The organism is Rhodococcus sp. NPDC056960 (assembly GCF_042674125.1).
Lineage (GTDB): Bacteria > Actinomycetota > Actinomycetes > Mycobacteriales > Mycobacteriaceae > Rhodococcus_F.
The window spans coordinates 189,318-215,182 of sequence record NZ_JBHURF010000017.1; the positions used below are offsets into that span (position 1 = coordinate 189,318).

The 25,865-nt window shown below is 69.4% G+C and carries 23 protein-coding genes and 1 pseudogene; 17 read left to right on the plus strand and 7 right to left on the minus strand.

What is annotated here, in order from left to right; genetic code table 11:
- The first annotated feature begins 43 nt into the window (after nucleotides 1-43).
- From ACFTWF_RS26830 to ACFTWF_RS26840, 3 genes are read left to right on the plus strand one after another with little or no spacing between them, the layout of a single operon-like run.
- The gene (locus tag ACFTWF_RS26830) at nucleotides 44-1,237 is read left to right on the plus strand and encodes an NADH:flavin oxidoreductase (protein WP_378464181.1); all 1,194 of its coding nucleotides are present in this window, start codon (nucleotides 44-46) and stop codon (nucleotides 1,235-1,237) included.
- Between the two features lie 26 nt (nucleotides 1,238-1,263).
- Nucleotides 1,264-2,931, plus strand: coding sequence for an AMP-binding protein (locus ACFTWF_RS26835; protein WP_378464182.1), 1,668 nt, complete (start codon nucleotides 1,264-1,266; stop codon nucleotides 2,929-2,931).
- Nucleotides 2,932-2,944: 13 nt separating this feature from the next.
- Nucleotides 2,945-3,832 carry an LLM class F420-dependent oxidoreductase gene (locus tag ACFTWF_RS26840; protein WP_378464183.1) on the plus strand — a complete coding sequence of 296 codons (888 nt, stop codon included), beginning with the start codon at nucleotides 2,945-2,947 and terminating at the stop codon, nucleotides 3,830-3,832.
- On the opposite strand, the gene ACFTWF_RS26845 is transcribed toward ACFTWF_RS26840, so the two are convergent.
- The gene (locus ACFTWF_RS26845) at nucleotides 3,816-4,256 is read right to left on the minus strand and encodes a nuclear transport factor 2 family protein (protein WP_378464184.1); all 441 of its coding nucleotides are present in this window, start codon (nucleotides 4,254-4,256) and stop codon (nucleotides 3,816-3,818) included. The genes ACFTWF_RS26840 and ACFTWF_RS26845 overlap by 17 nt on opposite strands.
- 139 nt (nucleotides 4,257-4,395) lie before the next feature.
- Between ACFTWF_RS26845 and ACFTWF_RS26850 the strand changes: the two genes are divergently transcribed.
- From ACFTWF_RS26850 to ACFTWF_RS26875, 6 genes are read left to right on the plus strand one after another with little or no spacing between them, the layout of a single operon-like run.
- Complete coding sequence (locus ACFTWF_RS26850) at nucleotides 4,396-5,562, plus strand: acyl-CoA dehydrogenase family protein (RefSeq protein WP_378464185.1); 1,167 nt, start codon at nucleotides 4,396-4,398, stop codon at nucleotides 5,560-5,562.
- The gene (locus tag ACFTWF_RS26855; protein WP_378464186.1) at nucleotides 5,559-6,497 is read left to right on the plus strand and encodes a bifunctional MaoC family dehydratase N-terminal/OB-fold nucleic acid binding domain-containing protein; all 939 of its coding nucleotides are present in this window, start codon (nucleotides 5,559-5,561) and stop codon (nucleotides 6,495-6,497) included. Before ACFTWF_RS26850 ends, ACFTWF_RS26855 begins: the two co-directional genes overlap by 4 nt.
- Nucleotides 6,497-7,609 carry an acyl-CoA dehydrogenase family protein gene (locus tag ACFTWF_RS26860; protein WP_378464187.1) on the plus strand — a complete coding sequence of 371 codons (1,113 nt, stop codon included), beginning with the start codon at nucleotides 6,497-6,499 and terminating at the stop codon, nucleotides 7,607-7,609. The genes ACFTWF_RS26855 and ACFTWF_RS26860 overlap by 1 nt, the downstream gene beginning before the upstream one ends.
- Nucleotides 7,606-8,037, plus strand: coding sequence for a MaoC family dehydratase (locus tag ACFTWF_RS26865; RefSeq protein WP_378464188.1), 432 nt, complete (start codon nucleotides 7,606-7,608; stop codon nucleotides 8,035-8,037). Before ACFTWF_RS26860 ends, ACFTWF_RS26865 begins: the two co-directional genes overlap by 4 nt.
- Complete coding sequence (locus ACFTWF_RS26870) at nucleotides 8,034-9,212, plus strand: lipid-transfer protein (RefSeq protein ID WP_378464189.1); 1,179 nt, start codon at nucleotides 8,034-8,036, stop codon at nucleotides 9,210-9,212. The genes ACFTWF_RS26865 and ACFTWF_RS26870 overlap by 4 nt, the downstream gene beginning before the upstream one ends.
- 2 nt (nucleotides 9,213-9,214) lie before the next feature.
- Entirely contained in the window at nucleotides 9,215-10,027 is an 813-nt protein-coding gene (locus ACFTWF_RS26875) for a MaoC/PaaZ C-terminal domain-containing protein (RefSeq protein ID WP_378464190.1), read from the plus strand.
- Between the two features lie 82 nt (nucleotides 10,028-10,109).
- On the opposite strand, the gene ACFTWF_RS26880 is transcribed toward ACFTWF_RS26875, so the two are convergent.
- Nucleotides 10,110-10,880, minus strand: coding sequence for an SDR family oxidoreductase (locus tag ACFTWF_RS26880; protein ID WP_378464191.1), 771 nt, complete (start codon nucleotides 10,878-10,880; stop codon nucleotides 10,110-10,112).
- Nucleotides 10,881-11,003: 123 nt separating this feature from the next.
- On the opposite strand from ACFTWF_RS26880, the gene ACFTWF_RS26885 reads away from it, so the two are divergent.
- Both ACFTWF_RS26885 and ACFTWF_RS26890 read left to right on the plus strand, forming a co-directional pair.
- A complete protein-coding gene (locus ACFTWF_RS26885) occupies nucleotides 11,004-11,765 on the plus strand; it encodes an SDR family NAD(P)-dependent oxidoreductase (protein WP_378464192.1) in 762 nt (253 codons plus the stop codon).
- 106 nt (nucleotides 11,766-11,871) lie between these two features.
- Nucleotides 11,872-12,921, plus strand: coding sequence for a 2Fe-2S iron-sulfur cluster-binding protein (locus ACFTWF_RS26890; protein ID WP_378464193.1), 1,050 nt, complete (start codon nucleotides 11,872-11,874; stop codon nucleotides 12,919-12,921).
- A gap of 10 nt (nucleotides 12,922-12,931) precedes the next feature.
- On the opposite strand, the gene ACFTWF_RS26895 is transcribed toward ACFTWF_RS26890, so the two are convergent.
- The 3 genes from ACFTWF_RS26895 to ACFTWF_RS26905 are packed head-to-tail and all read right to left on the minus strand — an operon-like array spanning nucleotide 12,932 to nucleotide 18,101.
- Nucleotides 12,932-13,801 carry a class II glutamine amidotransferase gene (locus tag ACFTWF_RS26895; protein ID WP_378464194.1) on the minus strand — a complete coding sequence of 290 codons (870 nt, stop codon included), beginning with the start codon at nucleotides 13,799-13,801 and terminating at the stop codon, nucleotides 12,932-12,934.
- Between the two features lie 24 nt (nucleotides 13,802-13,825).
- The gene (locus ACFTWF_RS26900; RefSeq protein WP_378464195.1) at nucleotides 13,826-14,554 is read right to left on the minus strand and encodes a flavodoxin family protein; all 729 of its coding nucleotides are present in this window, start codon (nucleotides 14,552-14,554) and stop codon (nucleotides 13,826-13,828) included.
- 49 nt (nucleotides 14,555-14,603) lie between these two features.
- Complete coding sequence (locus ACFTWF_RS26905) at nucleotides 14,604-18,101, minus strand: protein kinase (protein ID WP_378464210.1); 3,498 nt, start codon at nucleotides 18,099-18,101, stop codon at nucleotides 14,604-14,606.
- 102 nt (nucleotides 18,102-18,203) lie between these two features.
- Between ACFTWF_RS26905 and ACFTWF_RS26910 the strand changes: the two genes are divergently transcribed.
- The 3 genes from ACFTWF_RS26910 to ACFTWF_RS26920 all read left to right on the plus strand — a co-directional run bounded on the left by ACFTWF_RS26910 (nucleotide 18,204) and on the right by ACFTWF_RS26920 (nucleotide 21,074).
- On the plus strand, nucleotides 18,204-18,911 hold the full coding sequence (locus ACFTWF_RS26910) for a nitroreductase (protein WP_378464196.1): 708 nt from the start codon (nucleotides 18,204-18,206) through the stop codon (nucleotides 18,909-18,911).
- A gap of 1 nt (nucleotide 18,912) precedes the next feature.
- Nucleotides 18,913-20,055: a methyltransferase gene (locus ACFTWF_RS26915; protein ID WP_378464197.1), complete on the plus strand. Its 1,143-nt coding sequence runs from the start codon at nucleotides 18,913-18,915 to the stop codon at nucleotides 20,053-20,055.
- A 164-nt stretch (nucleotides 20,056-20,219) separates the two neighbouring features.
- Nucleotides 20,220-21,074 carry a Bax inhibitor-1/YccA family protein gene (locus tag ACFTWF_RS26920; RefSeq protein ID WP_378464198.1) on the plus strand — a complete coding sequence of 285 codons (855 nt, stop codon included), beginning with the start codon at nucleotides 20,220-20,222 and terminating at the stop codon, nucleotides 21,072-21,074.
- A gap of 112 nt (nucleotides 21,075-21,186) precedes the next feature.
- Here the strand turns inward: ACFTWF_RS26920 and ACFTWF_RS26925 are convergent, their stop codons facing one another.
- Both ACFTWF_RS26925 and ACFTWF_RS26930 read right to left on the minus strand, forming a co-directional pair.
- Nucleotides 21,187-22,404, minus strand: a complete 1,218-nt coding sequence (locus ACFTWF_RS26925; protein ID WP_378464199.1) for an acetyl-CoA C-acetyltransferase — start codon at nucleotides 22,402-22,404, stop codon at nucleotides 21,187-21,189.
- Between the two features lie 107 nt (nucleotides 22,405-22,511).
- The gene (locus tag ACFTWF_RS26930) at nucleotides 22,512-23,534 is read right to left on the minus strand and encodes an SGNH/GDSL hydrolase family protein (RefSeq protein WP_378464200.1); all 1,023 of its coding nucleotides are present in this window, start codon (nucleotides 23,532-23,534) and stop codon (nucleotides 22,512-22,514) included.
- Nucleotides 23,535-23,669: 135 nt separating this feature from the next.
- On the opposite strand from ACFTWF_RS26930, the gene ACFTWF_RS26935 reads away from it, so the two are divergent.
- From ACFTWF_RS26935 to ACFTWF_RS26945, 3 genes and pseudogenes are all read left to right on the plus strand, one after another.
- Nucleotides 23,670-25,055: a cystathionine beta-synthase gene (locus tag ACFTWF_RS26935; protein WP_378464201.1), complete on the plus strand. Its 1,386-nt coding sequence runs from the start codon at nucleotides 23,670-23,672 to the stop codon at nucleotides 25,053-25,055.
- Nucleotides 25,056-25,143: 88 nt separating this feature from the next.
- The gene (locus ACFTWF_RS26940; RefSeq protein WP_378464202.1) at nucleotides 25,144-25,695 is read left to right on the plus strand and encodes a hypothetical protein; all 552 of its coding nucleotides are present in this window, start codon (nucleotides 25,144-25,146) and stop codon (nucleotides 25,693-25,695) included.
- A 21-nt stretch (nucleotides 25,696-25,716) separates the two neighbouring features.
- Nucleotides 25,717-25,865: pseudogene (locus ACFTWF_RS26945) on the plus strand (cystathionine gamma-synthase); the annotation flags it as partial.

Consider the following 25,865-nt stretch of genomic DNA (forward strand, 5'->3'; position numbering starts at 1 on the left):
GCGCCGTTACGTTCGACAGCGAATCGCAGCTGGAGGAACACATATGACGATAGATCTCGACCCGCCCACAGTGAAGGTCGATCCGCTCGCCCCGGCCAGGCTGGGGCCGATCACTCTACGCAACCGCGTGATCAAGGCCGCGACGTTCGAGGGTCTGACCCCGAAGGGTCTGGTCACCGACGAGCTCATCGACTTCCATCGGCAGCCCGCCGCCGGAGGCGTGGGCATGACGACCGTCGCGTACTGCGCGGTTGCTCCCGACGGACGGACGGCGCCCGGCCAGATTCAATGGACCGACGAGACGATGCCGGGCCTGCGGAAGCTGACCGACGCCATCCACGCCGAGGGCGCAGCGGTGTCGGCGCAGATCGGCCACGCGGGACCGGTCGCGGCCTCGAAGTACATCGGGTACCCGGCGCTGGGGCCGTCCCGCGCGTTCCGGATGACCACGCAGAACTTCTCCACGCCGGCCACCGCGGCGGATATCACGAGGATCGTCGAGGCACACGCGAACGCGGCCCGCCGCGCGGTGGAGGCCGGGTTCGACGCCGTCGAGATCCATTTCGGCCACAATTACCTGATCAGCTCGTTTCTCAGCCCGAAGGTCAACAAGCGCACGGACGAGTACGGCGGATCCCTGGCGAACCGGGCCCGGTTCGCACTCGAGACCGCCCGCGCCGTCCGCGATGCGGTGGGAGACCGGATCGCGATCCTCGCGAAGCTGAGCATGGACGACGGTGTGCCCGGCGGCTTCTGGGTGGACGAGGCCATCCAGGTGGCGCAGTGGCTCGAACGGGACGGATCGCTGGACGCGCTCGAGCTCACCGCGGGCAGTTCCCTTCTGAATCCGATGTATCTGTTCAAGGGCGACGCGCCGCTCCGTGAGTTCGCCGCCGTGATGCCGCAGCCGACGAAACTGGGAATCCGGCTGGTGGGTAAGCACTTCCTGAAGGAATACCCCTACCGCGACGCCTACCTTCTCGAGGACGCCCGCCAGATCAGGGCCGCCGTGAGAATGCCACTGGTCCTGCTCGGCGGCATCACCGGGAAGGCGACCATGGACCTGGCGATGGCGGAAGGCTTCCAGTTCGTGGCCGTCGCACGGGCACTGCTGCGGGAACCCGACCTCGTCAACCGGATCACGGAGGAGACGCACAACCCCGGTCTGTGCATTCACTGCAACAAATGCATGACGGCGATCTACGGTGGCACCCACTGCGTGCTCCGCGTGCCGTGAGCGCGGGCACCGTGTCGACAGGAGAGATGGCGTTGGAACGCACCACGATCGCCCGGATGCTGCTCGACCGGCTGGGCGACGACCGGCTGGGAGTCCGCACCCGCGAACAGGATTGGACGTGGAACGAGGTCGTGCACGAGAGTGCGGCCCGCGGGGCCGTCGCGTCCACGCTGCGGCGCGACGGTCCGTTCCACATCGGTGTCCTGCTCGAGAACACCCCCGAGTTCCTGTTCTGGCTCGGCGGCGCGGCCCTCGCCGGAGCCACCGTCGTCGGGATCAACCCGACCCGCCGCGGGGCAGAACTCGAGGCCGAGATCCGGTACGTCGACTGCCAGCTGATCGTGACGGACACCGCAGGGAAGGCGCAGCTCGCCGGTCTCGACCTCGGACTGCCGGAGGACCGGTTCCTGCTCGTCGACGACCCGGCGTACACCGCGCTCGTCGCGGCGCATGCGGTCGCGGATCCGGTCGAGGATCCCGCTATCGACGCGTCGACCCTGTTCCTGCTGCTGTTCACGTCCGGTACCACCGGCACGTCGAAGGCGGTGCGGTGCAGCCAGGGCCGCCTCGCCCGGCTGGCCTACGCGAACACCGCCAAATACGGGCACGTGCGCGAGGACGTCGACTACTGCTGCATGCCGCTGTTCCACGGCAACGCGCTGATGGCCCTGTGGGCGCCCGCTCTCGCCAACGGCGCCACCGTCTGCCTGCCCCGCAAGTTCACCGCGTCCGGATTCCTGCCCGACGTCCGGTTCTTCGGCGCCACGTTCTTCACGTACGTCGGCAAGGCGCTGGCGTATCTGATGGCCACCCCCGAGCAGCCCGACGACCGGGACAACACGCTCGTCCGCGGTTTCGGGACCGAGGCCTCCCCCGAGGACAAGACCGAATTCGTCCGACGGTTCGGCGCCGAACTGTACGAGGGGTACGGATCGAGCGAAGGCGCCGGTTCGGTGACGCTCGACCCGAACGCCCCCGAGGGTGCACTCGGCAGGCCCGCGAGCGAGAACATCGTCATCGTGGACCCGGACACCCGGGAAGAGAAGTCCCGGGCGCGGCTCGACGAGCACGGGCGCGTGCTCAACCCGGACGAGGCGATCGGCGAGATGGTCGACAAGGCCGGCGCGGCGCGGTTCGAGGGCTACTACAAGAACGAGGACGCGGTCGCGGACCGCATCCGGCACGGCTGGTACTGGACCGGCGACCTCGGGTACGTGGACGAGGCCGGATTCCTCTACTTCGCCGGCCGCAAGGGCGACTGGATCCGCGTGGACGGGGAGAATACGTCGGCGTTGATGGTGGAGCGGATTCTGCGTCGCCACCCGAAGGTGATCGCCACCGGCGTGTACGGCGTCCCCGACCCGCGGTCGGGCGATCAGGTGATGGCGGCAGTGGAGATGTCGGACCTCACGGATTTCGATCCGGCGGAGTTCGCTGCGTTCCTCGCCGATCAGGACGACCTGGGCACGAAGGCCGCCCCGCGGTTCGTCCGGGTGTCGACGGACCTGCCGGTGACCGGCTCGAACAAGGTGCTGAAACGAACGCTGCAGGAGCAGGGCTGGCGGTGCGGCGATCCGGTCTTCCGGTGGGCGGGACGCGGTGTTCCCGAGTACCACGAGATGACCGACAGTGAGAAGGCCGCGCTGGAGCAGGAGTTCCACACGCACGGCCGGCAACGATTCCTGCACGTGTGACGGTGAGGGTGGCATGAAACTGGGTGTGGTGATTCCCGTCGAACTGGGACGGGCGGGCGAGCCCGAGTGGATACTCGAATTCGCCCGGGCGGCCGAATCACTCGGATTCGACGAGATCTCGGCCGTCGAGCACTCGGTCGTCATCGCCGACACGACGAGCGACTACCCGTACTCGCCAACCGGGAAGTCGCACCTACCCGACGACTGCAGTCTCCCGGACCCCCTGGAACTGCTGTCGTTCGTCGCCGGTGCCACGACGACCCTGGGTCTGGCGACGGGAGTGCTGGTCCTGCCCAATCACCACCCGGTGGTGCTGGCGAAACGCCTCGCCACCCTGGACCGGCTGTCCGGGGGACGTCTGCGCATCTGCCTCGGGCTCGGCTGGATGCGCGAGGAGATCGAGGCGTGCGGCGGCGACTTCGACCGGCGCGGTGCCGTGGCCGACGAAGCGATCGCGGTGATGCGGGCGCTGTGGTCGGGCACGGGCGCCGTCGACTTCTCGGGCGAGCACTTCTCCTTCCGCGGCGCCCACAGCTGGCCCAAACCGCATCGGGATGCGGGTGTGCCGCTGTACATCGGCGGACACAGCCCGGCGGCCGCGCGGCGGGCGGGACGCCTCGGGGACGGGTTCCAGCCGCTCGGTCTCGCCGGCGACGACCTGGACGGGGCGATCACCCGGATGCGGGCGGCGGCAGCGGACGCCGGACGCGACCCCGCCGACGTCGACCTCGTGCTGGGTGCCACCCTGCCGCGACTGGACGAGGCCAGGCTCGACCGGTCCCGGGAACTGGGCGCAGGCCGGCTCGTGCTCTCGGCGTCCCGGCACGCGCAGTCCCTGGGCCAGGTGGTCGACGAGATGGCCGCCTGCTCGGCGCGGTTGGGGCTCAGTCCGGCACGGTGACCGGCACGTCCTCGCTGAAGTCGACGATCAGTTCGCGCCGGACGAAGCGCCAGCCGGCGTCGCCGAGTACGTAGCGGTCGCGGTAGCGCAATGCGATCCGGTTGTCGCGGTAACCGTTCCGGCCCGAATAGACGTGGTGCGCCGTGCAGTACGTCTCGCCGGACGCCGTCGACTCGTCCACGTCGATCACCTGCTGGTGGACGACGTGCCGGGTGGAGTGCAGATGCGAGACCGCGTCCACGACGGCGCCCGCGAGCACCGCGTTGCCGCGGAGTTCGCTCGACGCGCCGGTGCCCGTCAGCGCCGGGGGGAGGACGAACGTCGCGTCGGTGTCGAACAGCGCCGCGAGCGTTGCCGCCTCGCGCCGGTCGACGGCTCGCGCGTAACGGGCGGTGAGTTCGGTGAGAGCGAATCCGGTGGCCATCGGACCATTCCAGCGGACGTTCGGCACCGGCGACAACCACCTCCCGCTCACCGAGACATCGGCGGTGAGGCGGGGGAGCGCTGGTTAGCGTCCAGAACACAGGTGGCGACAGCCACGCACAGGCTCGAGGAGGACGCCGATGAATCTGAGGGAATCGCCCGCGCAGCGGGAACTCCGGCGGGAGTTGCGCGCCTACTTCGCGGCGCTGCTGCCGGAGGAGACGAGGCGCATCGCCGGTGAGGAAGGCGTGGGCGGCGAGCATTTCCGCGACATCGTGCGGTTGCTGGGCAAGGACGGCTGGCTGGGCGTCGGCTGGCCGGTGGAGTACGGCGGCCAGGGACGGTCGATCGAGGACCAGTTCGTGTTCTTCGACGAGGTGCAGCGGGCCGGGCTGCCGTTCCCGTTCGTCACCGTCAACACGGTCGGTCCGACGCTGATGAAGTACGGCACCGCGGAGCAGAAGGCGCGGTTCCTTCCCGGCATCCTCGCCGGCGACATCGTCTTCGCCATCGGCTACACCGAACCGGAGGCCGGCACCGACCTGGCGTCCCTGCAGACCCGGGCCGTCCGTGACGGCGACTCGTGGGTGGTGGACGGCAACAAGATCTTCACCAGCGGCGCCAACACCGCCGACTACGTGTGGCTCGCGTGCCGCACCGACGCGGACGCCCCGAAGCACAGGGGCATCTCGATCCTCATCGTTCCCACGGACGACCCCGGCTTCAGCTGGTCGCCGATTTCCACGGTGGGAGGGCTGACGGTCACGTCGACGTATTACAGCGGGATCCGGGTCGGCGACGAGGACGTCGTCGGGGACGTGCACGGCGGCTGGCAGCTGATCACCGCGCAACTCAATCACGAACGGATCGGGCTCGCGGCGCTCGGCGGACGCGCACTCGGACTGTGGCATCAGGTCCTCGACTGGGCCCGGCAGAACGGCGCCCTCGACATCCCGTGGGTGCAGACGGATTTCGCGCGCACCCACGCCAAGCTCGAGGCGATGCGACTGCTGAACTGGAAGATGACGGCGGCGGTCGCGCGGGATGCGTTGTCGGGCGCCGATGCCGGCGCCACCAAGACGTGCGGCACCGAAACCCACGTCGACGTCTACCGCACGCTGCTCGGGATCCTCGGTGCCGCCGGACGGCTGCGTCCCGGGTCGCCGGGCGCGATCCTCGCCGGCCAGATCGAACAGATCTCCCGGCAGAGCGTGGTCAACACGTTCGGCGGCGGAGTCAACGAGGTGCTCCGCGACATGGTCGGCACCCTCGGCCTCGGACTCGTCCGCGAGAAGAGAATGAAATGAGCGACCTCCTCACCCGGCTGCGCGCCTTCGAGGGGCGGACGATCGTCCCGGCCACCTGGGGCCCCGACCCCGTGAACACCCCCATGATCCGACACTGGGCCGAGGCGATGGGCGACACCAGCCCCGTCTACCTCGACGACGTCGCCGCGCGCGCCACCGGCCGCGACGGTGCGGTGGCACCGGCCCCGATGCTGCAGGTGTGGACGATGCGCACGTTCGCCGACAAGATGTCGGGCGCCGACCCGTCGGCCGTGTGGACGGAGCTGATCGACACGCTCGACGAGGCCGGATTCACGTCTGTCGTCGCCACCGATTCCGACCAGGAATTCTTCGCCGAACTCCGTCCCGGCGACCGGGTGTGCATGACCGAGGTCGTCGAGTCCGTGTCGGCGGAGAAGCAGACCGGGCTCGGCGCCGGGCATTTCGTCACCACGCTGAAGACGTACCGCAACGGCGACGGTGAGATCGTCGGCACCCAGCGGTGGCGGACACTCCGCTTCCGGCCCGCCCAGCACGAGGCACCGCGCGCCCTGCGCCCGAGGCCAGCCCTCAACGACGACAACGCCTTCTGGTTCGCGGCGGCGCGCGAGCACCGCCTCGTCATCCAGCGGTGCGCGAACTGCGGTGTGCTGCGGCATCCGACCGGACCGATGTGCGGGGAGTGCCGGTCCACCGACTGGGACACCGTCGACGCGTCGGGGCGCGGCACCGTCTACACGTTCGTCGTCAATCATCACCCGAAGATCGACGCCTTCGACTACCCACTGATCGTCGCCGTGATCGAACTCGAGGAGGGCACCCGGCTGATCGCCAACATGACCGGCGTCGAACCCGAGCACGTGCACATCGGGATGCCGGTGGAACTGGACTGGATCGACGCCGACCCGGAACTCACACTTCCGGCGTTCCGGCCCGCAGCACGGGAGGAGAACTGATGGACTTCACATTCAGCGAGGAGCAGGAGGCGGTGCGCGGACTGGCCGCCGACGTGTTCGCTGCCAGGTCGCGACCCGAGCGGATCAAGGACGTCGAGGCGAGCGCCGACCGGATCGACCGGGAACTGTGGCGTGAACTGGCCACCACCGGGCTGCTCGGCATCGCCCTTCCCGAGAACCTCGGGGGCGGCGGCACCGGACTCGCGGAACTGTACGTGTTGCTCGAGGAGCAGGGCAGGCGCGTCGCGCCGGTTCCGGTGTGGCCGCACGTCCTCGGCGCGCTCGCGATCAGCGAGTTCGGGACACGGCAGCAGCGGGACGCTTTCGTGCCGTCGGCGGCCGACGGCAACCGGATCCTCACCGTCGGACTCGAGGAGTTCGGACCGGTCGACCCGGGCGAGCCGTCGACGACGGCACGTCCGGTGGACGGCGGCTGGCAGGTGCACGGCGCCAAGGCCGCGGTCCCGGCGGCGCACGTCGCCGAACACCTCCTCGTCACCGCGACCACCGACACCGGTCCGGCGCTGTTCCTGGTGGACCGCGGCGCCGCGGGAGTGACTGCGCAGCAGGCGGAGTCGACCACCCACGAGATCTGCGCGAATGTCACGTTCGACGCCGCTCCCGCGGTCCCGGTCGGTCCGGCGGACGGCACCGCCGTGCGGTGGCTGCTCGACCGGGCGGAACTTGCGGTCGCCGCCCTGCAACTGGGCGTCGGCGAAGGCGCGGTGCGCCAGGCCGTCACCTATCTCAACGGACGCACCCAGTTCGGCCGCCCGCTCGCGACCTTCCAGGCCGTGACGCATCAGCTCGCGGACTGCTACATCGACCTCGAGGCCATGCGCGTGACCCTGTGGCAGGCCGTCTGGCTCCTCGCCAACGGGGAAGATCCGGGAACCGCTGTGCTGGTGGCCAAGTGGTGGGCGACCGACGGCGGTCAGCGAGTGGTGCACCGCACGCAGCACGTGCACGGCGGAATCGGAGTCGACACCGACTACCCCGTGCACCGGCACCTGCTGTGGGGCAAACAACTCGCGGCCACCCTCGGCGGCGCGAGTGCCGACCTGGCACGGCTGGGTGCGCAGCTCGCGTCCGGTGTCGAGGTGGTCGCATGACCGCGACCGTCGGCGCCCCGGCCTACGAGGCCGTGCAGATCGGCGACCGGCTGCCGGAGCTGCAGATTCCGCTGACCCGCACGCTGATCGTCGCGACCGCCTTCGCCAGCCGCGACTTCCAGGACGTCCACCACGACCCGGAGCTCGCGAAGGCGAGGGGATCGAAGGACGTGTTCATGAACATCCTCACCACCAACGGGCTGGTGGGGCGGTTCGTCACCGACTGGGCCGGTCCGCGGGCGTCGCTGCGCCGCATCGCGGTGCGGCTGGGTGCCCCCAACTACCCCGGCGACGAGATGTCTCTGACCGGTGAGGTGATCGCGAAGGACGACGGCCTGGTGACCGTGCAGATCCGGGGCGCGAACAGCCTCGGTGATCACGTCACCGGCACCGTCGTCGTCACGTGGACCGCGGGAGGGAACCGGTGACCAGCCCCCTGTCCGGCGCCGCCGCCATCGTCGGCATCGGCGCCACCGAATTCTCCAAGAACTCCGGGCGAAGCGAACTGCAACTGGCGTGCGAGGCGATCGTCGCCGCGCTCGCCGACGCCGGGATCGACCCGTCGGAGGTCGACGGACTGTCCACGTACACCGCGGAGACGAACGGGGAGGTGCTCGTCGCCCGCAACACGGGCATCGGGGAGCTGAAGTTCTTCTCCCGCATCGGCTACGGCGGCGGCGCCGCGTGCGCAACCGTCCAGCAGGCGGCCATGGCCGTCGCCACGGGTGTCGCGGACGTCGTCGTCTGCTACCGCGCGTTCAACGAACGGTCCGGGGTGCGGTACGGACTCGGGCAGCACGACCGCCCGATGGACAGCACCGCCGACCGTGCCGCATACGCCTGGCTGACCCCGCAGGGACTGTCGACACCCGCCCAGTGGGTGGCGATGTTCGCCCGCCGGTACATGCATCGATACGGCGCCACGAGCGAGGACTTCGGCCGGGTTGCGGTGGTCGCGCGCAAGCACGCCGCCGTCAACCCCGCCGCCTGGTTTCACGGGCGGCCCATCACCCTCGACGACCACCAGCAGTCGAGGTGGATCGCGGAACCGCTGCACCTGCTGGACTGCTGCCAGGAAACCGACGGCGGGCAGGCCCTCGTCGTCGTCTCCGCGGAGCGCGCCAAGGACCTTCGCACCACCCCGGCGATCGTCAAGGCCGCCGCGCAGGGCTCCGGGAAGGACCAGCACATGATGGCCAGCTATTACCGGCCCGACATCACCGGGATACCGGAGATGGGTCTCGTGGGCAGGCAACTGTACGGGCAGAGTGGTCTCGCACCGGACGACATCTCGGCGGCGATCCTCTACGACCACTTCACCCCGCTCGTCCTGCCGCAGCTCGAGGAACTCGGATTCTGCGGCCCGGGTGAGGCGAAGGACTTCATCCGGGACGGCAACCTCGAGGTCGGCGGCCGGCTCCCGGCCAACACGCACGGCGGCCAGATCGGCGAGGCCTATCTGCACGGCGTGAACGGCATCGCGGAGGCGGTTCGCCTGATCCGCGGAACATCGACGACACAACCGGACGGCATCGGCAACGTGCTGGTGACCGCGGGCACGGCGGTGCCCACCAGCGGCCTGATCCTGGGCAGAGAGGACTGATCATGACGACGACGGAACGCACGACGGCCGGAGCGTGGCGGGGCGCGGATCTCGGAACCCGCACCGTGGGTTATGACGAGCGCGACGCCATCCTGTACGCACTGTCGGTGGGTGCGCGGGCCACCGAATTGGACCTCGTCTTCGAGGAGCGTCTGCGGGTGCTGCCCACGTTCGCTCTCACCCTCGCCCAGTGGGCGCCGGACGAACTGGGGTCGCGGGGCGCGTTCGACACGAAGACGGCGTTGCACGGATCGCAAGAGCTGACGGTGCTGGCACCGCTGCCGCGGCGCGGCGAGATCGCGCTGTCGGCGTCGGTCGGCGACGTGTGGGACAAGGGCTCGGCGGCCGTGTTCGAGGTGCGCGTCGAATCCGAGTTCTTCGTCGCCACCTGGTCGCTGTTCGCGCCGGGCGCCGGCGGTTTCGGCGGCGACCGCGGGCCTGCGAAACCGGCTCGGCCCGAGGGCGAACCGGGCGTGCAGACAGTGATGCGGACCGCGGAGAACCAGGCGGCGCTGTACCGGCTGACCGGGGACCGGCACCACATCCACATCGACCCGGCCGCGGCCGAGCGAATCGGGCAGCCCCGGCCGATCATGCACGGCCTGTGCACGCTCGCCGCGAGCACGGTGGCGCTCGCGCGGGAGTTGGACGTCCACCCGGCGGACCTCGTTCGGCTGGAGGGGCGGTTCGCGGCACCGGTGTACCCGGGCGACGCGCCGTCCCTGCGGGCGTGGGGCGACAGGGGCGATGCGGCGTTCGAACTCGTCACCGGGAACCGTGCAGTGATCGCCGGCGCCCGCGCCTCGTTCGGCTGAGCGCACGCACGGCTTCCGTCGCCGAATGTCACACCGGTGCAGTCGAACTGAACCGATGTGACATTCGGCGCGGGAGGCGGGGTCAGGAATGGGTCGCGAGGTACCGCGCCGGGTATTCGCCGCCGCCGTGGACGGCGAGATCGGCACCGTTCACGTACGACGCCTGGGCGCTCGCGAGGAACAGGCAGGCGTCCGCGATATCGGACGGCACCGCCATCCGGCCCATCGGCAGGGTCCGGGTGACGGCGGCGCCGCCGTCCTCGCCGTAGACGGACGCCGCGCTCTCGGTGCGGATGAGGCCGGTGGTGACGTGGTTGATCCGCACCTTCGGAGCCCACTCGAGCGCAAGCGCTTTCGTCAGCACCAGCAGGCCCGCCTTCGCGGCGCTGTACGCGGCGGTGCCGGGTTGCGGGTCGTGCGCGGAGACGCTGCCGATGTTCACGATCGCGCCACCGTCGGATTGCCCCTGCATCACCGTGTTGGCGGCCTGGGCGACGGTGAACGGCGCGAGCAGATTCAGCGCGACGATTTTCTCGACGAATCGCGGCGAGACGGTGGCCGCGTCGGCGTCGGGCGAACCACCCGCGTTGTTGACGAGGACGTCGAGGCGGCCGTAGCGGGCGACGGCCTCGTCGATCAGTGCGGCGGCGTCGGCGTGGTCGCGGACGTCGGTGGCGCGGAACGCGGCGGTGCGGTCGCCGTGCGCGGGCAGGGTGTCCGGCTCGGATCGGCCACAGACGAGCACGTTCGCGCCGGCGGCGAGAAACGATTCGGCGACGACGAAGCCGATGCCTTTGGTGCCGCCGGTCACGACGACGGTACGGCCACTGAAATCGGGATGCGGGAGTGTCACGGGAGATGCCTTCGGGATAAGGGAGCGCGAGCATTTCGGGCGCTCGAGTGAGATCAGATAAGCGGCACGAATGCCGGAAAACAAGCAAATGCTTGGTGCGATAGTAAGGGAACGGGAGCGGACATGGGCAAGCTCGACGGCAAGGTTGCTTTGATCACGGGTGCGGGGCAGGGAATCGGGCAGGGCATCGCCCTGGCGCTCGCGAAGGAGGGCGCGGCGATCGCCGTCGCGGGGCGGACCGAGTCGAAACTGCACACCACGTGCCGGATGCTCGCGGACTTCGGTGCGCGCAGTCAGCCGGTCGCGTGCGACGTCAGCAGGCGCGAGGACATCGAGGCCGCGGTCGCGAGGACGGTGGACGTGTTCGGCGGTGTCGACATCCTGGTCAACAACGCCAACGACAGCAGGCCGGGACCGATCCTGTCGGTGATCGACGAGGAGTACGAGCGGTCGTTCGCGACGGGACCGCTCGCGACGCTGCGCATGATGCAGTCGTGCCATCCGCACATGAAGGCACGCGGGGGTGGCGTGATCGTCAACCTCGTCACGTCGGCGGCCGTGCGCTGGGACGCGAGCAACTACGGCGCCTACGGTTCGGTCAAGGAGGGGATGCGCTCGCTGACCAGGTCGGCGGCCTGCGAATGGGGGCGGGACGGCATCAGGGTGCTGTCCGTCGCCCCGCACGCGAAGAGCCCGGCGCTCGCGCGGTGGATGGACACCAATCCGGACGAGGCGGCGGAATTCGTGGCGGGCATCCCGCTGGGCCGCGTCGGCGACCCCGAATCCGACATCGGCCGCGCCGTCGTCTTCCTCGTCGGCGAGGACGCCGGCTACCTCACCGGCGCGACCATCCCGCTGGACGGCGGGCAGTCCCGCTGGGGATGACGGCGACGGTCGAGGTCCCGCCCAGCGGGAAGGGCTGCGGCCGGCACCGCCGATCTGCACTAGTTTCGGCAGGATCGAATTACCGTACCGAGAGGGCACCGTCGCGATGACGACCGTTGAAACACCACGCAGTTCGCGATCAGTAGTGGTCACCGTGGCCGCTGTCGTGGAGGAGACGTCCGACGCCCGGTCGCTGGTCTTCGACGTCCCGGACGACCGGCGGCACGAATTCGCGTACAAGCCCGGGCAGTTCCTGACCCTGCGGATCCCGAGTGACCGGACGGGTTCCGTCGCCCGGTGCTACTCCCTCGCCAGCTCGCCGTTCACCGACGCCCTGCCGAAGGTGACGATCAAGCGCACCGCCGGCGGCTACGGCTCGCACTGGCTGTGCGACAACGTCGGTGTCGGCGACCGCATCGAGGTGCTGCCGCCCGCGGGAGTGTTCACACCGGCCAGTCTGGACGAGGACCTGATCCTGTTCGCCGCGGGCAGCGGAATCACCCCGGTGATGTCGATCCTCAAGTCGGCGCTCAGCGAAGGCGGCGGGAAAGTCGTTCTCGTCTACGCCAATCGGGACGAGACGTCGATCATCTTCGCCGACGAGTTGCGGGACCTCGCGGCCCGCCACGAGGATCGGCTGACCGTCGTGCACTGGCTCGAGAGCGTGCAGGGTCTGCCGACGCCGCGGCAGCTGGCCACGCTGTCGGACCGGTTCCGGCACCACCGGGCCTACCTGTGCGGACCGCGGCCGTTCATGGACGCGATCCACGAGGCGCTCGCCCTCGCGGGGATGCCGCGAGACCGGGTGCACGCCGAGGTGTTCACGTCGCTGTCCGGCGATCCCTTCGCGGACGTCGTCGTCGAGGAACTGCCGGGCACGGGAGACGCGTCGACGGTCGAGGTGGAACTCGACGGCGAGGCGCACAACCTGAGCTGGCCCCGCACCGCGACCCTCGTCGACGTCATGCTCTCGAAAGGACTCGACGTCCCCTACTCCTGCCGCGAGGGCGAATGCGGCTCCTGCGCATGCACGGTGGTGGAGGGCGAAGTGGACATGGACAACGCGTCGATCCTCGATCCCGAGGACATCGCGAGCGGGTACATCCTCGCCTGCCAGGCACGTCCCGTCAGCGGACACGTGCGGGTCGAGTTCTGATCCGGCTGCGCTACTTCTCCGTCTGCGCCGCCGCCGCGCGGGCGTTGAGGTCTTCGAGTCGGATCGGGTACTGCGGCGGGTGATCGACGATCACCTTCCGGGTGACGCCGAGGTCGCGGTCGACGTGCAGCAGTTCGCCCGGTTGCAGCGGCGTCCAGCCCGGATCTTCGTCCATCTGCTCGCTGGCGACCACCACCGCGGGGTAGTCGACGAGATGCTCGGACCTGGCGCGGATCCTGCCGGGCGTACTCGCGTGCTGGAGGTGGCGGCCACCGCTCGGACCACCGGCGCGCCGCTCCAGGAGGAGGAGGTCGTGGGTGTCCGGGTACCGCAGCGCCCACACTTCGCCGGGCGTGCTCAGCAGAATGTTGAGCGCGTAGATCGGCACGTTGTCGGCCAGCCATCGCGCGGCCGCGGTGATGCCGGCGGTGACGTCGCCGTCGTTGCGGCCGATCTCGCGGGTCACCAGGGCGAAAACGCGTTCGGAGTCGGTGTCGCCGCGGACGAGGCTCAGATCGGTGCCCAGTTCGGCCTCGAGTTTCGGCAGGTCCTCGACCACGCCGTTGTGGGCGAACACGCGGCCCGCCTGCGTGAACGGATGCGTGTTCTGCGGAAGCAGTTCACCGGTGGTCGCGAAACGGATGTGCGCGACGAACGTGGCCGAGTACCGATGCTTCGCCTCCTGCGCGAACTCCGCGTCCTCGTACGCCGCGAGAGGCTGCTTCTCCACCACTGGAGTTCCGTCCTCCGCGAACGTTCCGAGACCGGTGCCGTCGGGTTCCCTGCGGCTCTGCTGCGCGAGACTGTCGGGTGCGTCCAGTAGCCAGAACGAGGCGCGGACACGATGCGGGGCGGCGGACAACCCGAACAACCGGCACATGACGTTCCCTTCCGGCCGGACGACTCAGCGGTAGTCGGGGTTGGCGAAGTCGGGCCTGCATCCCGCGTCCCACTCCGAACGCTGATTCCCGTACACCGGGAATCCGCCGGCCGCTTTCAGCAGCGCCGCCGTGTGCATCAGGTTGTACGTCATGAATGTGGTGTTGCGATTGGTGAAATCGTTCTCCGGCCCACCCGACCCCTCGTCGAGGTACGACGGGCCCGGGCCGGCCTCACCGATCCACCCGGCATCCGCCTGCGGCGGGATCACATAGCCGAGATGCTGCAGGCTGTAGAGGATGTTCATCGCGCAATGCTTCACCCCGTCCTCGTTCCCGGTGATCAGGCAGCCGCCCGCGCGCCCGTAATAGGCGTACTGGCCGTGGTCGTTGAGCAGCGACGAGCACCCGTACAGCCGCTCGATCACCTGCTTGGTGACGGAACCGTTGTCGCCCAGCCAGATCGGGCCGGCGAGGACGAGGATGTCGGCGTCCAGCACTCGCTGAAACAGCTGCGGCCATTCGTCGCTCGGCCATCCGTGCTCGGTCATGTCGGGGTACACGCCGGTCGCGATGTCGTGGTCCACCGCCCGGATCTGGTCGACGGTTACGCCCTCCTTCTCCATCAGGCCGACGCTGCGGTCGATCAGCCCCTGGGTGTTGCTCACGTCGGGGGACCGCTTGAGGGTGCAGTTGACGAACATGGCGCGCAGACCACTGAACCGCGGCTCGTCCTGGGGCGATGGATCGGTCATCAGTCCACGATAGGTCGCGGCGGGTGCTCTTCGTGGCAGAAAGGTCGTGCTAACTCTCGATCGGCGTCGCGGTCTCGAGCGCCGCGGCCAGGAAGTCCGCCGGGACGTCCGGCCACCCGGACTGCCGGCGGCCGGCATGCAGATCCTCGAGGAGTGCCGTCAGCGCGGGCACCATCCGCGGGCCGCCGTCGATCAGATAGCGCACGAAGCCTATTCGCGCGCACGTCGCGGCGATCGTGGCGAGCACCGGTTTCGCCTCGTCGATCCGGCCGGCTGCCACCAGGCACGCGACGAGCAGGCGGTTGGCCTGCATGGCCGCCCTCGGCCTGCGCTCCTGCTCCACCCGGCGCACCCACTCCTGCGCGCGGCGGCACGCGACGTCGGGTTCGGTGGCCGACTGCTTCCGGATCTCGGTGGCGTCGTCCAGTTGCGCGACGATCTCGGCAAAACCGAAATCGGGTACCCGGGTGGATTTTCCGTCCGTAGGTGGGGGCTGCGGCGACGCGGGGAGGCCGAGCCGGACCCGCTCGTTCTCCACCCGGGCCCGCAGCCGGGGGAGCCCGAGGGACGCCGCCGCGGACGCGCCCGCGTCGAGGTGCCGGGCAGCGGACACGACGTCGCCGCGTGCCGCCTTCAACCGGGCGCCCGTGACGAACCGGGCGATCATGAAATCGACTATGCCTGCCTCCGGTCCGAGTTCGTAGCTCTCGTCGAGAAGCCGCTCGGCCTCGTCGAGGTGACCCAGCTCGTACATCAGCTCGCCCAGGAGTGCCCCCGCGAGACGTGCGGCGTGCGAGTGGGGACCGATCGATTTCGTCGCGGTCTGCACGGCCAGCCGGAAGTTGTCCTCGGCGGCGACGATGTCGAGTTGCTCCAACGCGGCGATGCCGGCGAAACAGTAGCCGTACATCGTGCTGAACGGTCCGACGGTCCGCTGGTGGTAGCCGGTGGCCCACTCCTGCAGGCGGCGCGCCTCCACGAAATCGAATCGGGCGATCGCGACGGCCGACGCGAGATTGGCCCCCGCCGAGACCACCCAGGCGCGTAGGGTTTCCGGCCGGGCCAGACATTCCGCGATGAGGTCGGGTACTCCGGCGATACGGTCGGACGACACCGCGATCACGGCGCGCACGATGTCGCCCTCGACACGGATGTCCGCCTGCTCGGATTCGCTCAGTGCCGAGGACTCGAGGCTCGACGCGACGAGCGACAGCGCCCGCAGCGCCGGCGCCACCCGCTGCAGCAGGATGTCCGCCCACGCGACCGCGATCTGGATGCGGGGACTGGACTCGACCAACGGCCGCGGCAACTTGTCGACCAGACCGAGGAGCGCGACCATCCGCGAATGCTCTACCAGGTACATGCCCTGCTCCTCGACCACCGCGACGGCCATGTCGCGGTCGCCGGCCGCCAGCGCGTGATCCACTGCGTCGCTGACGTAGTGGCGGTCGGCGAACCAATGCGCCGCCGCCCGGTGCAGGTCCGCCACGCGGGACGGATGATCACGTTCGAGGCGCCGGCGGAGATACTCGGCGAACAGGTGGTGGTACTCGAACCACTCCCTGTCCTCGTCGAGACTGCGCAGGAACAGGTCGCGGGATTCGACTTGTTCGAGCAGGGCCTGACCACGGGTCACGTTCGCCAGGACGCAGGCGAGGTCGCCGCAGATTCGTTCGGTGACGGACGTGGCCAGCATGAAGTCGAGCAGCGCGGGCTCGAGCGTGCTGAGCACGTTCTCCGCCAGATACTCGCCGATCGCATGATGGCGCCCCGACATGTGCCGGATGAGATCGCCCGGGTCGGCGCGATCCCGCAGCGACAGCGACGCCAGCTGCAGCGCCGCCACCCAGCCGTCGGTGGTCTCCTCCAGCGCTTCCACGTCGGAGTCCTCCAAGTGGAGTCCGCCGAGGTCGACCAGAAACCGCTGCGACTCGGTGAGGTCGAAACGCAAAGCTACGGAGTCGATTTCGACGAGTTCGTCGCGCACCCGCATCTTGGCGAGCGGGAGCCCCGACTGGGTTCGACTGCTCACCACCATCTGCAGGTGGTGGCAGCCGTTCTCCAGGATGAAGTTCATCGCGGCGATCGTGTCCGGAGACGTGACGCGATGCCAGTCGTCGATCATCACCACCACGTGGCGCCTGCTGTCGTGGACCTGGTTCACCAGCGACGTCAGGACGTACCGTTCCGCTTCGGCCCCGTTCTCCTCGAGCGCCTGACCCAGTTCGTCCGCGAGGGTCGGTTCTGCTCGGCGGATCGCCTCGACCAGGTGGGACAGGAACCACACGACGTTGTTGTCGTCGTTGTCCACCGTCAGCCACGCGACGGCGGCGCCGTCCTCGATGAGGACGTCGCGCCACTGGGCGGCGACGGTGCTCTTCCCGAAGCCGGCGGGTGCGTGGATGAGGGTCAGCCGCCTGCGCTGACCCAGCCGGAGCAGATCCAGGAGGCGGGTGCGCTCCACCAGGGAACGCATCGGGGTCGGCGGCCGGAATCGGGCGGCGGCGCTCGGCGGGGTGGCGCCCGACCGCCTCCGGTAGCTGCGACTGTGCCCGGACGTCGACGACTGCGTGGTCGGAGTCGAAGTGTGCTCGGTGCGCGGAAACTCGTCGGCCGCGGCGGGCAGCGCCATCTCGTCCACGTCGAGCCCGTGCCTGCGTTCGATGTCGCGCAGTTCCTGACCGAACTCGGCCGCCGAGACCGGTCGGTCGGTCGGATCCTCGGACATGGCGCGCTCGATGGCGGCGCACACGTCGTCGGGAATGTCCTCACCGCGCAGGTCCGGCACGGGCTGGGTGGCGATCCGGAGGAACTGCGCGACGAGCCGCTCCCCGCTGCGCCGCTCGAACGCGGCATGACCGGTGAGCAGGCAGAAGAGGGCGGCGCCCAGGCCGTAGACGTCGGACGACGGCGACGGTGGGTCGCCGCGCAGCACCTCCGGGGCGGTGAACGCCGGCGAACCGGTGATCATGCTGGACGTCGTCTCGAACCCACCGGAGACGCGGGCGATGCCGAAATCCGTCAGCTGCGGTTCGCCGTAACCGGTGAGCAGGATGTTCGCCGGCTTCACATCCCGGTGCAGGGTGCCGAGCCGGTGCGCGGTCTCGAGGGCGCCCGAGAGCTTCACCCCGACGCGCAGCGTCTCGGTCCACGGCAGCGGACCCTCACGGCGGATCCAGGCGTCGAGCGAATTGCGCGGGTGGTACGGCATCACGATGTAGGGCCTGCCGCTGCGCGTCACCCCGGACTGCAGGATGTCCACCACGTGCGGATGACCCGACAATTTTCCCATCGCGCGCTGTTCCCGCAGGAAACGTTCGCGGTCCTCGCCCTCCAGATCGGAAGACAACACCTTGATCGCGACGGTGCGGTCGAGGGCCGACTGGAGGCAGCGGTAGACGACCCCGAACCCTCCCCGGCCGATCTCGCGCGCGTCGTCGAACCCTTCCTCCGACAGCTCCGCGACGATGTCGGTCACGACGATCCGCCTTGTTGCCTGCGGATCCGAGTCGGTCGGCCCGGAACTGCTCTCCGGGGGTCGTGGCACACTCAATCCAATCACCTTCTCGGTGCACTGACGCCAGCATATCGCGACCGCACGACACCGAGAGCGTGTTCGAGAACGAGTAGACCCGAGGAGAATTCGACGGTGACGGATACCGGCATGGCGACTGCGGACACGTGCGCGGCCGAGCAGACCCTGGCCCAGCTCCTCGACGCGCGCATCAGTTGCAGGGCCTACCTGCCGACGCAGGTGCCCCGCGACGTGATCGAGAGGATCCTCGCGCTCTCGCAGCAGACGCCGTCGTGGTGCAACACGCAGCCGTGGCAGGTCGCGATCACCGAGGCGGAGGGCACCGAGCGGTTCCGCACCGGGCTGGCGCAGTACGTGCGCACCCACCCTCAGGAATCCGACTTCGACTTCCCTCGCGAATACACGGGCGAGCACAAGCTGCGCCGCCGGGAATGCGCCATGCAGCTGTACTCCAGCGTGGGCATCGCCACCGGCGACCGCGCCGCGTCGGCCGAGCAGACGATGAAGAACTTCGACCTGTTCGGGGCTCCGCACGTCGCGATCGTCACCACCCACGAAGCGCTCGGCACGTACGGCGCCGTGGACTGCGGGCTGTACGTCGACACGTTCCTCCTCGCCGCGCAGAGCCTCGGTGTCGCGACCATTCCCCAGGCCGCGCTCGCCGGCAGTTCGCGGTTCATCCACGAATTCTTCGGGCTCGCGGAGGACCGCCGCGTCGTCTGCGCCATCTCCTTCGGCTACCCCGACGCGGAGAACCCCGTCAACGGTTTCCGCACCCGCCGCGAATCCGTCGCCGACGTCGCGCAGTGGGTGTCCGAGTAGCGTGCACGGCTCCGAACTGTCCGACCGGGACGCGCTGTTCGCCCGGCTGCGTCGCCGCCCCGACGTCGAGGCCCCCAACCTGGTGGCCGTCGACGCCGCCGACCGGCTGATCCTCGACGAGGCCGCGGCGGACCTGTCCGCGGCCCGCCCCGGCACGGTCGCCGTGATCGGCGACCACTACGGTGCCCTCACCCTCGGCGCCGCGGCGGCGCACGGTGCCACCGGAATTCGCGTGCATCAGGACCCGCTGACCGGTGAGCTGGCGCTGGCCGCCAACGCCGAGACGACCGGTCTGTCCGACCGCTACCGGTCGTGCACGCTCGGCGAGGAACTGCTGGGCGGCGCGACGGTCGTGCTGATGCAACTGCCGCGCAGCCTGAGCGAGCTCACCGAGATCGCCGAGAACATCGCCCGCCACGCCGATCCGTCCGTCGTCGTCTACGCCGGTGGACGCGACAAACACATCTCCACCGCCATGAACGACGTCCTCGGCCGCTCGTTCTCCGCCGTCCGCGCGAGCCTCGGCAGGCAGAAGTCGCGGGTGCTGACCGCGAGCGGTCCGGCGGCGCCGGCGGAGCCGACGTACCCCGTCACCGATCACCTCGCCGACATCGGGCTGGACGTCGTGTCGTACGGGGCCGCGTTCGCCGGCGCCAAACTGGACATCGGGACCCGGTACCTCCTCGACTTCCTGCCCCGCGTGAACCCCCGCGCCCGCACCGCCGTCGACCTCGGATGTGGAACGGGCATTCTCGCGGTCAGCCTCGCCCGGCTGCTGCCGGACGTGACGGTCATCGCCACCGACCAGTCGTCGGCGGCGGTGGCATCGGCGGCGGCCACCGCGCGCGCCAACGGTTTCGGCGACCGGGTGAGCACGCTGCGCGACGACGCCATGTCCACGCTCGGCACGGACAGTGCGGACGTCGTCCTGTGCAACCCGCCGTTCCACGTCGGCGCGGCCGTCCACACAGGGGGTGCGTCGAAGATGTTCGCCGAAGCCGGCCGCGTGCTCCGGCCCGGCGGCGAGCTGTGGACCGTCTACAACTCCCATCTCGGGTACCGGGGACGGTTGCAGCGACTCGTCGGCACCACCGACGTCGTCGGGCGCAATCCCAAGTTCACCGTCACGCGGTCCGTGGTCTGACCGCCACGCCGGACCGGCCTCGTCTGGCGGGGGTCCCCGCGGCACCGGTAGAGTCCGAATTGTCCGACCCGAAAGCGACGAACGGGAACTTGCGCCGGGTGCGGGACGTTCAACGTACAAGAGAACCGGATCCACCCGGCGAGCCACGAGAAGGGATGTGCACGGTGCGCACCACCAGTAACCCGGTGTTCCGCAACCTGCCCAAACAAGAGGGCAGCGGCGGATACGCCTCGTTCGGATCTACGACGGCCGGCGCCGCGCAGGTCACGCAGCAGTTCGGTCAGCCGCAGTACACCCAGGCCGAGCCCTACCGGACCGGCCCCGACCACCGTTCGATGACCATCGACGACGTGGTCACCAAGACCGGAGTCACGCTCGGCGTGCTCACGGTGTCGGCGATCATCTCCTACTTCCTGGTGAGCAACAACGCGAACCTCGCGGGGCCGCTGGTCATCGGTGGCGGACTCGTCGGTCTGGTGCTGGTCCTCGTGGCCACGTTCGGCCGCAAGATGGACAACCCCGGCATCGTCCTCGCCTACGCCGTTGCGGAGGGTCTGTTCCTCGGTGCCCTGTCGTTCATGTTCACCGACGTCACGTTCGGCGGCGTCGGCGGAGCGACGCTCATCGCCCAGGCCGTGCTCGGCACGTTCGGCGTGTTCTTCGGCATGCTCGTCGTCTACAAGACCGGCGCCATCCGGGTCACACCCCGCCTGACGCGGATGATCATCGGCGCCCTCATCGGTGTCGTCGTCCTCGCCCTCGGCAACGTGATCGCCAGCTTCTTCACCCCCGGCGGCCTCGGCCTCCGCGACGGCGGCACGATGGCGATCATCTTCAGCCTCGTCTGCATCGGCATCGCCGCGTTCAGCTTCCTGCTGGACTTCGACGCCGCCGACCAGCTGATCCGCGCCCAGGCGCCGGAGAAGGCAGCGTGGGGCGTCGCATTCGGACTCACCGTCACCCTCGTGTGGCTGTACGTCGAGATCCTGCGACTGCTGAGCTACTTCAACAGCGACTAGCAAGTCCCGACAAGGCCCCCGAGTGCATGCTTTCGGGGGCCTTGTCGCGCTTCGCGCCCGTGCGCCTTCCTGGTCGCTCCCACTACCAGAAAGGCGCACGAGCCCGGAGGGCCTAGCTCAGGCGCTCGAGGACCATCGCCATGCCCTGCCCGCCGCCGACGCACATGGTCTCGACGCCGAACGTCTTGTCCTGCTCGCGGAGGTTGTTGAGCAGGGTGTTGGTGATACGGGCGCCGGTCATGCCGAACGGGTGGCCGAGGGCGATGGCGCCGCCGGAGATGTTCAGCTTGTCCTCGTCGATCTTCAGCTCGCGGGCCGAGCCGATCACCTGGACCGCGAACGCCTCGTTGATCTCGAACAGGTCGATGTCGGAGATGGACTTGCCCGCGATCGCGAGGGCCTTCTTGACGGCCTCGATCGGACCGAGGCCCATGATCTCCGGCGACAGACCGGACACCCCGGTCGACACGATCCGGGCCAGCGGGGTCAGCCCCAGCTCCTTGGCCTTGGTGTCGGACATGATGACCAGGGCGGCGGCGCCGTCGTTGAGGGGGCACGCGTTGCCGGCGGTCACGGTGCCGTCGGGCCGGAACACCGGCTTCAGCTGGCTGATGCCCTCGTAGGTGGTCCCGGCGCGGGGGCCGTCGTCGGTGCTGACGACGGTGCCGTCGGGAAGCGTGACCGGAGTGATCTCCCGCTCGAAGAAGCCGTTCTTGATCGCTTCCTCCGCCCGGTTCTGGGACCGGACGCCCCAGCGGTCCTGCTCCTCACGGGTGATGCCGGTGGCCGAGGCGACGTTCTCCGCGGTCTGTCCCATGGCGATGTAAACGTCGGGGATCTGGTCGTTCTCACGCGGGTCGGTCCACGCGACACCGCCCTCGGCGAGCTTCGCGGTGCGCGCCTCGGCGTCGGCGAACCGCGCGTTCTTGGTGTTCGGCAGGCCGTCGGCGTTGCCGGTGACGAAGCTCGACACCGACTCGACCCCGGCGGAGATGAAGACGTCGCCCTCGCCGGCCCTGATCGCGTGCAGCGCCATCCGGGTGGTCTGCAGCGACGACGAACAGTAGCGGTTCACGGTGACACCCGGCAGGAAGTCGTAGCCCAGTTCCACCGCGACGACGCGGGCGATATTGAAGCCTGACTGGCCGGCGGGCTGACCGCACCCGAGAAGCAGGTCGTCGATCTCCCTGGGATCGAGTTCCGGGACCTTCGCCAGCGCCGCGGCCACCATCTGCGTCGTCAGATCATCCGGTCGGATGGTCTTGAGCGAGCCCTTCATGGCTCGGCCGATCGGTGAGCGTACTGCGGAGACGATGACTGCCTCGGGCATGGAAACTCCTTTGTCAACTGCGGGTGCCTGGACTTTGTTTCAGACCACCCGTTCTGTGGCCTTCCCGACAACCTACGTCGCCGGGGGAGCGCGCGGGCATCGCTATCTCACTCAGCGACCCGTCGCGTCCCGGGCGCGGACGCCTCCTCGATCGCGAGGAGTTCGTCGAGGCGGCCGGGTGCGCGTCGGCGATCGTCGCGTCGCCACAGAAAACGATTGAGCGACGCGGTCATTCGGGTCGACAGCTTGCGGGATTCCGCGGCCTCCGACACCTCGGGCAGGTCGGGGAGCGGGCCACCGTGCCACATGCCCAGCGCGGTCGCGAGCACGGGCACGATCTGGATCGCCGCCAGTTCGTATCCCGCCGCCGACGGGTGGAAGTGGTCGGCGGAGAACATCCGGTCGGGGGCCGCCAGGAACTCGGGCGCCAGCAGGTCGGCCAGCGCCACCGGATGGCCACCCGCCGCACTGGTCGCGGCCGCCTGCGCCCGGGCCAGCCGCAACCCCCACGTGCGGACGACGGTGCGCAACGGTTGCGGGATCGCGGTGACCACCCCGAGGTCCGGGCAGGTTCCGACGACGACGGCGCAATCGTGTTTCCGTAGCCGTTCGACGGCGTCGCCCAGCCTGCGTGCCGACGCGCGAATCGAGTTCTTGGACGTCACATCGTTGGCTCCGACCAGGATCACCGCGGCGTCCGGCGGCGCCCCGGCCACGAACATCGCATCCACCTGACCGCTGAGTCCGCGGGAGGTGGCGCCGCCGATCGCCTTGGTGCTCAACCGGATCCGCTTCCCGGTCTCGTCGGCGAGGCGCATCGCGATCTGTACGCCGGGCACTTCTTCCGCCGCCACGCATCCCACACCCGCGGCCGTCGAGTCACCGAAGATCATTAGGTGCACGTCGTACGGGGTGGTCCGCAGCCAGCGTTCGGGCACCGATGCGCCGGGGGAGTAGACGCCGTCGGCCTCCGGCGGCTTGGCGACGTTGCGCCCGATCACACCCCGCGCCGCCGTTGCCTGGGACATCAGATACGAGTACGCCACCCACGACAACGTGCCTGCGCTCGAACCCGCCACGACAGCCGTGGCGCCGGCCTTCACACCGGTCTGCCAGGTGCTCTTGGGCACTGGTCTCACCTTTCCGCTACCTGGTGCTCATCTCACGGGTTCCAGCGGACTGCGTCCGTACCAATCTAGTCGGATCGGGTCCCCCGTGCCGGACGTCCGTGAGCATCGGATCCGGGCATCTGGGAGCATGGAGGCATGCGCATCGCGGAACACGTCGTCGACCTGATCGGCAACACCCCTCTCGTCAAGCTCTCCTCTGTCATCGGTGAGAACCACGGGACCGTTGCAGCCAAGATCGAATACCTCAACCCGGGTGGAAGCTCGAAGGACCGCATCGCGGTCAAGATGATCGACGCCGCGGAGGCGTCGGGCGAGCTGAAGCCGGGCGGGACCATCGTCGAGCCCACGTCCGGCAACACCGGCATCGGCCTCGCCCTGGTTGCGCAGAAGCGCGGATACAAATGCGTCTTCGTCTGCCCCGACAAGGTCAGCGAAGACAAGCGGAACGTCCTCAAGGCCTACGGCGCCGAGGTCGTGGTGTGCCCCACCGCGGTCGCGCCCGAGCATCCGGACAGCTACTACAGCGTCTCCGACCGGCTCGCCCGCGAACTCCCCGGCGGCTGGAAGCCCAACCAGTACTCCAACCCGGGCGGCCCGCAGAGCCATTACGAGACCACCGGCCCCGAGATCTGGGCCGACACCGACGGCAAGATCACGCACTTTGTCGCGGGCGTCGGCACCGGCGGCACCATCACCGGCACCGGCCGGTACCTGAAGGAGATGTCCGGCGGCAAGGTCAAGGTCATCGGCGCCGACCCCGAGGGTTCCGTGTACTCGGGCGGCACCGGGCGCCCGTACCTGGTCGAGGGCGTCGGCGAGGATTTCTGGCCCACCGCATACGATCCGTCCGTCCCGGACGAGATCATCGCCGTGTCGGACGCCGACTCCTTCGAGATGACGCGCCGCCTCGCCCGCGAGGAGGGCCTGCTGGTCGGCGGCTCGTGCGGCATGGCCGTCGTCGCCGCACTCGAGGTCGCCAAGCGTGAGGGCCCCGACGCCGTCATCGTCGTCCTGCTGCCCGACGGCGGTCGCGGCTACCTGTCGAAGATCTTCAACGACAAGTGGATGGCGTCCTACGGCTTCCTCCGCACCCCGCTCGACGGCAAGCCCGACGAGAAGACCGTCGGCGACGTGCTCCGCGGCAAGTCCGGCGAACTCCCGGACCTCGTCCACACCCACCCGTCCGAGACGCTGCGCGACGCCATCGAGATCCTCCGCGAGTACGGGGTGTCCCAGATGCCGGTCGTCGGCGCCGAGCCGCCCGTCATGGCAGGTGAGGTGGCCGGCAGCGTCACCGAGCGCGACCTGCTGAGTGCCGTGTTCGAGGGACGCGCCCACCTCGCCGATCCGGTCGAAAAGCACATGAGCAAGCCGTTCCCGCTCATCGGTTCCGGTGAGCCCGTGTCGGCCGCCACCAAGGCGCTCGGCGACACCGACGCGCTGATGGTCGTCGACGACGGCAAGCCCGCCGGCGTCATCACCCGTCACGACCTGCTCGGTTTCCTCAGCGCGGGCTCCTAGCCGACACCTCGGTCTGGTCCCTGCTGCGCACGGAACGTACGGTGCACAGCAGGGTGCCGGTCCGGTCGGTCGTGAGGGGGAAACTGCAGTGAGTGCTCGTCTACGCCGTGGCCTGGTGGTTCCGGTCGCCGTGCTCGGGTTCGCCGCGGCCGGCTGCGGGAGCAGCATCGAGGGCGCCGCCGTCGCGCAGTCGGGAGCGGCGGATGTCGGGTCGGTGTCGTCGCCGGGGTCCGGCTCGGTGTCGTCGCCGGGGTCTCGCGTGTCCACCGACTGCGCTGCGCTGACGAAGGCGCTCGGGCGGCTCGTGTCGGATCGCCCGCATCTTACCGAGGCCGTCCTCCCCGGGTCGATCGACCCCACCTGTTCGTGGTCCAAGGGGCCGACGAACGTCATGAGCACCATCACCGCGTCGGTCAGGCCGCAGGTCACCGATCCTGCCGTCATCGTCGAGATGCGGAACGGGACGAACGTCGTCGCCGACCCCCGTTCCGCCGAGTTCGGCGGGGTGGTCCTCGACGTCGTGGCCATGGCGCTGCTCACGCCGGAACACAGCATCATCGTCAACGCGCTGGACCCCTCCGTCGGCACCGCGACCAAGCTCGACGTCGCCTTCGCCATCGCGAAGTATCTGGAGAAGTAGGTCCCCACTAGGCTGGGGGCCATGAGTGAGCAGCGCAGCAAAGCGGACAACATCAGCTGGCAGGGTTTCTCCACCAAGGCCGTGCACGCAGGATTCGACCCGGACCCGCAGACGGGCGCCGTCAACGTGCCGATCTACGCGAGCTCGACGTTCGCGCAGGACGGCGTCGG